Source organism: Bradyrhizobium pachyrhizi (genome assembly GCF_001189245.1).
GTDB lineage: Bacteria > Pseudomonadota > Alphaproteobacteria > Rhizobiales > Xanthobacteraceae > Bradyrhizobium > Bradyrhizobium pachyrhizi.
The window spans coordinates 118,022-120,613 of record NZ_LFIQ01000025.1; the positions used below are offsets into that span (position 1 = coordinate 118,022).

Annotated in this window: 2 protein-coding genes; one reads left to right on the forward strand and one right to left on the reverse strand. The window is 60.1% G+C overall.

Going from position 1 to position 2,592, the window contains the following annotated elements:
* Positions 1-1,042 precede the first annotated feature (1,042 nt).
* Positions 1,043-1,228, forward strand: coding sequence for a hypothetical protein (locus tag AKL29_RS41555; protein ID WP_028337870.1), 186 nt, complete (start codon positions 1,043-1,045; stop codon positions 1,226-1,228).
* Between the two features lie 8 nt (positions 1,229-1,236).
* Here AKL29_RS41555 and AKL29_RS02610 read toward each other — a convergent pair whose 3' ends face one another.
* Entirely contained in the window at positions 1,237-1,650 is a 414-nt protein-coding gene (locus AKL29_RS02610; RefSeq protein WP_028337871.1) for a hypothetical protein, read from the reverse strand.
* Positions 1,651-2,592 lie beyond the last annotated feature (942 nt).

The following is a 2,592-nucleotide window of genomic DNA, read 5'->3' on the forward strand; positions in this document are numbered from 1 at the left end:
ACGCGTGAGAGAGGCGTCTCCAGTATGCATGGCAATAAAATCATTACCAAGACTATGTTGGTCGCGCTGGCCATCGGCATTGCCGTATGGGCCACGATGGGCGCTCCCCAGCCGGACACAAATTCGGCCGTTCATCTCGCCAGCTGGAGATGAGCCGAGCGGGCGCTCGGGCCTGCTCGTTATCGCATTTAGCTAGTCTGGACCTTGGCACCCTCCTCGTTCCGGATGCTCCTAGGGGCCGCTGGGGACATCCCGCGCAGAGCATGAGCGCGCCGCATTTTCGTCACGCAAAAACGGCCGGCCTGCTCATCCAGCATTCACATTCAACTTCCTACAGTTTGGGGGCCTTAGATTCCACGAGAGGAAACCATGAAACTTAAATTGCACTTGTTGGACTTGCTGCGCTCGGCAGCCTTGCTGCGGCAGGAAGCGCGTCGGCGATGCCGCTCGCCATACTTTCTCCCGCTTCAAACGTCGAGAACGTCGCCGTAGTCTGCGGCCCGAACGGCTGTGTCCGCACGGCGCCCGTCTACAGGGGGTACGGCTACGGTTACGGCTATCGTGGCTACGGCGCCCGTCGTTACGGATACGTGCACAGGGGCTACGGTTATCATAGGGGTTACGGCTATCACGGCGGTTATCGCCGCTGGTGATTTCGCGCAAAAGCCCGTCGGTAGGATTGATCTGCATCACTCGCGTGTGTTGACCGCGCTGCTACCGCTGTGTTGCGGGGACAGGGCCAGTTGGAAGACCGCCGCCGGGATGCTGCATTTCAAGCCCGGCGGCGTACTTTTTGGGATCAGATCCAGGCCGTCCCCCAGTCAGGCAGATGATCCGGAATCGGCTTATCGAACAGCGGCACCCGTCACGGCAAGGCCCGCGCCTTCGATAGCGCTCTCTGCATACTCGACTTTGCCTTTCCATTCGAAATGAAAGACTTGCCCCTTTCGGTGCGCGCTCACCGTCTGGGCCGGCTTCTGATTAATGGAACAGCAACGTCGTTTGCATAAGATGTAGTCCACTCGCTGCAGGACGCTCGAAAATGACCGAGTACGTCATCAGGGAAGTTGGCCTTCGCCAGTGGCTCGTGTTTGCCGATCGGCGAAGCATCGCTTTTTGCGCCGACGAAGATGAGGCGGTGAAAGCCATGACCGAACATAGTGCGCGCCGCGGTCGACCGCCGGAAACAATGGAAATTGCGTTAAGGGGGAAACCCGCCGGGGCGTGAACCGGTCGCTAGGCTAAGTTGACGGCTGCAACGGCCATCGTCTGCCTTAGCTTGTAGTGCCAGCCCTCCGGGCCGATCGTGTCGGTGCCGGGCCATTCCTCGCCCGCGTCTTCGTACCGGTTCACGTACTCGAGAACCGCCGCGACGTTGGCCATGGTGGGAGTCGTTGGAGCCAGATTCCATGCCGCGTCTTTCTCCGCATGGCAGCATGCCGATTGATGGTCGTCGGCATCCCAATAGGCCTCGGAGCGATACTCAGTGGCATCGGTCGCCGTGGTGGATGCGCTGGGGTCTGCGGCGGCCTGTCTGTGCTTTGCGATACCTTCCAGCGCCGGAACAGCGGCGGAGCTGACGGCCCCGGTCTGATAGCGCCGCCTGGCTCCGTTGAGGGCTGACGAGGCTGCCCGGTTGCCGGACAGCAATATAAGGTCGAATGCGACCGACCATCCACTGTGACGTTGTAAGAACAGCGGTAGTCTTTGCAGAAAACAATGACGCGCGTTGCCCCCGTTTCGCGCATCTCGACGAACGTGATCTTGGTGGGAAAGTCTCGCATGGGCTGAATTACTGCGCTTGCTGGTGCAGCCCGCAATAGCACGACAAATTGCGTATTAGCGGCCGCTCCAACGCAAGGCGTCGGTCAAGATCGCGCAGCCCGGGAAAAGACCTTCTCGTACCCGTTCAAGCGCGGCCAGCTTGTGGCATTGCGAACGAACTCCGCATTAAACGCGGCCGCAAGAAAGTCCCCGTGCATCGTTGGAACCCTGTCACCAGAACAATTGTTGTCTTGATGCACCGGCGGAGGCCGCGGAAGTGGCAGACGAACTTGAATATTCGGGTCACCATGCACGCTCGAATACCAAGCTTTTGCCGTCATGGAGCTGTCCCGGGTGGTGATCCGCGCCGCGGATGGCGACGTGGTGCCGTTTCCAAGGCCGTAGCCTGAGATGGAATTGTTTCTCCGCCCCACCGTCATAGTCGGCGAGACGAGCCGATACGGGTTTTCTTCTGGCAGTCGGGGGCGGTTGGCTGACCAGAAGCGTCAATCAGATGCTTCCGTCCTATGGTGAGTTCCTGCGTGCCGCGCACAAAGTAGCAATCGGGAGCGTGCTAACAATGGCTCGTCGGGTTCGCGCCCGATCTACAACTGGCCTCAGCACCGGCCCTAGGCCACCCCCAAAGTGCTGAGCCGTTTCTTCAGGACACCTGATGCCGGCGCACTTCTCCGATCGCCATGTTGAGGATAGGGAGGTGATCGGCGGCGAGCTGTCGCTGAATGAGGCTAACAGCCCATCCCTCCGGGATAGCGTCCAGCACTCGGTCAACGGCTTCTTCGCGCGAGGTCGCAGCGAGCCAGATTTGGA

Bases quoted from the DNA above. Each gene is read 5' to 3' on its own strand.
- AKL29_RS41555 (WP_028337870.1), top strand. From the start codon at position 1,043: ATGACCGAGTACGTCATCAGGGAAGTTGGCCTTCGCCAGTGGCTCGTG.